Genomic DNA, 4277 nt, shown 5'->3' on the forward strand with positions numbered 1-4277 from the left:
CCCGCGGCCGGCGGGTGGCCCAGCAGGTCGGTCCACGGGTCGTCGCCGGGGGCACGCCGTCGCCGCTGCTCCGGGTCGAGCGGGTCGACCGGCGCCCAGTACGCGAGCACGCCCGCCACATCGCCGGGCCGGTCCACCCCGCGCAGGGCGAGCTGGAGGGCCAGCATCCCGCCCGCTGAGTCGCCGCCCACCAGCAGCGGCAGGCCGTCCGCCCCGCTCCACGCGGCGCGCGCGGCTTCGCGTACGTCATCGAGCTGGGCCGGCCAGCGGGCCTGGTGGGAGAACCGGTAGGTGGCCTCGACCACGCGCAGCCCGAGGGACGCGAGCGCTCTGCCGTCCTCCTCGGCGCGGGCACGCCAGCCTCCGCCGTGGATCCAGAGCAGCACCGCGCGTTCGGTCACGGCACCATCGTCGCCGCACCCGCCCCCGGTGCGCGAGCCCGGTCTGCCGAGGGCAGATCGCCCCTACGGTCGCGTAACCTACTCGGGGTAAAGTAGCGGGATGTCGGAACTCGTGTACCCGCCCGTGATCACCGCCGCGAAGACGATGTTCCGGCTCCTCGACCTGCGCCTCGACGTGTCCGGCAGCGAGCACGTGCCGCCCACCGGCGGCGCCGTGCTCGCATCCAACCACGTGAGCTACCTCGACTTCATCTTCTGCGGCTACGGCGCGCACCCGGCCAAGCGGCTGGTCCGCTTCATGGCCAAGGACAGCGTCTTCCGGCACCGCGTCTCCGGGCCGCTCATGCGCGGCATGAAGCACATCCCGGTCAACCGGGCCGCCGGCGCCGGCTCGTACGCCGCCGCGGTGAGCGCGCTGCGCCGCGGCGAGGTGGTCGGCGTCTTCCCGGAGGCGACGATCAGCCGCTCCTTCGTCGTCAAGGACCTCAAGAACGGCGCGGCCCGGATGTCGCAGGAAGCCGGCGTGCCGCTGCTGCCGGTCGCGCTCTGGGGCACCCAGCGCCTGTGGACCAAGGGCCGCCCGCGCACGCTCACCCGCCGGCACACGCCGATCACCATCATCGTCGGCGATCCGATGGACCCGGCCGCCTACCCGGACGCCACAGTCATGACCGCCGACCTGCGTACCCGGCTGTCGGCGCTCGTCGACCGGGCCCAGCGGGAGTACCCGGACCAGCCGTCCGGCCCGGACGACACCTGGTGGCAGCCGGCCCACCTGGGCGGCAGCGCGCCCACCCCGGAGGAGGCCGTCGAGCTGGACCGCTCCGAGCGCCGCACCCGCAGCGCCTCCTGACCCCCGCGGTCCGCAGCTCGGCTCGGCTCGGCTCGGTAGATCTTGGTACGAAAAGGCCCCCATGAGGGCCCTTTCGTACCAAGATCTACACAGATCTCATGACGTAGTACGTTCGTCTCATCTGGTGGTGTGCCCTCCAGGAGTGCGGTGCGCGCCCGGCCGAACTGAGCGAGTGGAGTCTCACGCAACGCCCCTCCGTTGCCGAGATCTTCGGCCGCCCACCACGCACATACGAGGAAAGGGCCGCCGAGAACGCTCACCTGTTCCGCCGACTGAGGACAGCCGCACCGCGCAAGGATGCACCTCCATGCCGCAGAGGATGCGCGCTCGGGGGAGGGTCAGCAGGCGGAACCGGGCTGGTCGCGGGCCGGGACGTCGGACAGCGCCCACGGCGACGCCTCGGCCACCGGCGGACGGTAGTAGTCGTCGCGGGACAGGAACTCCACCGGCAGCGAGCCCGGCAGCGTCACCGTGCCGAGCATCGGGCCGGGGGAGGCGGCGACCCGGGTGGCGAGCACGTCCCGCTCCGGCGGTGAGAGGTCGACCAGATCGGGGTTGGCCAGGCGGTATCCGGCCACCGCGCGGCGGACCTGCCGGGCCAGCCCGGCGACCGGCCCGACCGGGCCGGTCAGTGCCAGCGCCGGCTGCCGGATGGTGCGCAGCGCGTCGCAGACCACGCGCAGCTCGGCTGTGCCGTCGCCGTGATCGACCAGTTCCAGCCGGGACGGCCACTGCCAGCGGATCTGACCGCTGACCAGGCGGGACAGCCGGACCGGGCGCCGGTGCCGGGCACCCGTCCGGCTGTCCTGCCCGGGGACCACTGACAACTCGGAACCGCTGCAGACGTACGCCAGCCGGCGGTCGGTCACGGTGATCGTCGCCGGCGCGGGCAGCGCCCAGCAGCGGACGTCCTCGGTGGGGCCCAGCAGGTGACCGGCGACCCGCAGCAACTGATGCCCGAGTATGCGCTCACCCGGCTCGGGCACCAGCGCGTAACGCCGGTCCAGCACGGGACGGGTGGGGTCGGCGTCGGCGTCGAACCGATGCGGTCCGACGAAGAAGGGTGCGGCGTCCTCCGGCACGGTACGACCTCCCGGTGACGGTTGGCGGTATCAGGGAGCCTGCCGGATTCGTAGGGTGATTGTCATGACACCTGTTAGGGGGTCGGCCGGTCGGCCGACGCCTGCGACCGGTAGATGCCGATATCTTCCGGTCGGACGAGTCCGTCCTCGATCGCGCGGGCGAGCAGGGCCGCCTTCGTGGCAGCCGGACGCCCCGCTCGGGTGTACTTGATCCGCGCTCGGTCGACGTACTGCTTCACTGTGTGCTCGCTGATCTGCATCCGGCGCGCCACCGACGCCTTCGACATCGACTGGAACCACAACAGCAGCGCCTCGCGCTCCTTGTCCGACAGGGCCGGACGATCCGGCCGGGCGTCGCCGACCATCGCGCCGGCCAGCGCGGGCGGCACGTACGGCCGGTCCTGCGCCGCCGCCAGCACGGTGCCCACACAGTGCTCGCGTCCCTCGTGCTTGGCCAGGAACGCCACCGCGCCCGCGTCCAGCGCGGCCAGCATGGTCGGCGGGTCGCTGTGCTCGGAGTAGACCACCACCCGGCGCCCGGCCGCGCTCAGCTCGGCCAGCTTGTCCAGCACCATCCGGCCGTGCAGGCGCAGGTCGAGCAGCACCACCTCGGCGTCGGGCGCAGCCCGTAGCACCTCGTCCGGGTCGTCGCCGGTGGCCACCACCCGCAACCGCGGCTCGCCGGCCAGCCAGGCCCGCACCCCGTCGATCACCACCGGATGGTCGTCCACGATCGCCACCCCGATCGGCCACCCGGCGTTCACGTCCGCCGCCAGCGGGTCTGCGTCCATCTGATCTCCCCGTCCCGCTCGTGCAGGTGTTCCACCGGTCCGCCCCCACCGGTCGTCGTCTCGTCCGGGCCGTCGTGGTCCGGTGTCACCAGGCTGACCACCACCTCGTCCGGTCCCGCGACCACTGTCAGCCGCGCCCAGCCCTCGGCCGCGGCGAGCCCTGCCGTGAGCGGGTCGGCCAGCCCGCGCCGGATCTCCACCGGCAGCTCCGGTGGCGTGCCGACCGCCACCAGGTCGATCGGCAGCCCGTTGCGTTCGGCCAGGTCGGCCGCCGCGCGCAGCTCGTGCAGCAGCGCGTCGGGCACGTCGTCCGACTCGGCGATGAGCCGGCGCAGCCGGGCCGCGGCCAGCACCGCCCGCCGCCGCACCGCCGGGTCGGCCGGGTCGGCGTCGCCCGCCGCCAGCTCGGCCAGCACCTCCTCGGCGGTGCCGCTGACCAGAGCGAGCCGTTCCTGGCGCTCGGTGCGGGCCCGCTCGGCCGCCTCCCGCTCCGCCGCCACGGCCAGCGCCGCCGCCGCGGTGGCGGCCCGGGCCCGGGCCTGCGCGGTGAGCGCCGCCGCGCCGACGAAGACCGCCACCGGCAGGGTGGAGGTGCCGTAAACGTACATCGTGGCCCGGCTCAGATCGGCCGACGCGGTCGCGCCGTACAGCACCACCGCGGTCACCGCGATCGCGCCGTGCGCGGCGAGCATGACCAGCAGCCAGCGCACCGGCCGCCGCCAGAGCGCCAGCAGAAAGAACCACGCCAGACCGCCCCACACCCAGTTGGCGGTGCTGAACAGGAAGCGCTCGCCGGCGCCCGCGACGACCGCCGCGTCGACCACCAGCAGCGCCGCGGCCAGGCTCCGGGCCGGGGGCAGTTCGCCGCGCAGCAGTAGTACGCCGGCCCAGACCCCGATCAGCGCGGTCACCAGCCAGCCCACCGCCACCACGGCGGGGAAGGCCATTCCCGGTCCCGCCCGCAACACGGCCGGCAGCGCGATCGCCAGGTGCCAGGCCGCCGCGATGACGATGGCGGCGATCCGCGCGCCCCCGTCGGAGGCGTCGGCCACCGCGTGCGCCTCCGGCGGTGCGGTGGCCGGTCCGGGGCGCGTCGCCACCCGCGGCCGGGGAAGGGGACGCAGCACGGAGTCGGCGGTCACCGCCGCAC

General features: G+C 74.4%; 5 protein-coding genes. 1 reads left to right on the forward strand and 4 read right to left on the reverse strand.

Annotated elements, in window-relative coordinates:
- Positions 1–401 (reverse strand): alpha/beta hydrolase fold domain-containing protein (locus KBX39_RS24690; protein WP_210872743.1); only part of this gene is annotated, 401 nt, incomplete at its 3' end.
- 100 nt (positions 402–501) lie between these two features.
- On the opposite strand from KBX39_RS24690, the gene KBX39_RS24695 reads away from it, so the two are divergent.
- Positions 502–1254 (forward strand): 1-acyl-sn-glycerol-3-phosphate acyltransferase, encoded by a 753-nt coding sequence (locus KBX39_RS24695; protein ID WP_030502236.1) that lies wholly within the window; start codon positions 502–504, stop codon positions 1252–1254.
- Positions 1255–1592: 338 nt separating this feature from the next.
- Here the strand turns inward: KBX39_RS24695 and KBX39_RS24700 are convergent, their stop codons facing one another.
- The 3 genes from KBX39_RS24700 to KBX39_RS24710 all read right to left on the reverse strand — a co-directional run bounded on the left by KBX39_RS24700 (position 1593) and on the right by KBX39_RS24710 (position 4227).
- A complete protein-coding gene (locus KBX39_RS24700; protein ID WP_069087280.1) occupies positions 1593–2336 on the reverse strand; it encodes a hypothetical protein in 744 nt (247 codons plus the stop codon).
- Between the two features lie 74 nt (positions 2337–2410).
- Positions 2411–3127: a response regulator transcription factor gene (locus tag KBX39_RS24705; RefSeq protein WP_043328844.1), complete on the reverse strand. Its 717-nt coding sequence runs from the start codon at positions 3125–3127 to the stop codon at positions 2411–2413.
- A complete protein-coding gene (locus tag KBX39_RS24710) occupies positions 3097–4227 on the reverse strand; it encodes a hypothetical protein (RefSeq protein WP_312247482.1) in 1131 nt (376 codons plus the stop codon). The genes KBX39_RS24705 and KBX39_RS24710 overlap by 31 nt, the downstream gene beginning before the upstream one ends.
- Between the last annotated feature and the right edge of the window lie 50 nt (positions 4228–4277).

Origin of the sequence: Micromonospora sp. D75 (genome assembly GCF_018070405.1) — a bacterium.
In the GTDB taxonomy this organism is placed as follows: domain Bacteria; phylum Actinomycetota; class Actinomycetes; order Mycobacteriales; family Micromonosporaceae; genus Micromonospora; species Micromonospora chalcea.

Excerpts from the sequence above, each read along its gene's own strand:
- KBX39_RS24695 (WP_030502236.1), top strand. The coding sequence starts at position 502 with ATGTCGGAACTCGTGTACCCGCCCGTGATCACCGCCGCGAAGACGATG.
- KBX39_RS24705 (WP_043328844.1), bottom strand. The coding sequence starts at position 3,127 with ATGGACGCAGACCCGCTGGCGGCGGACGTGAACGCCGGGTGGCCGATC.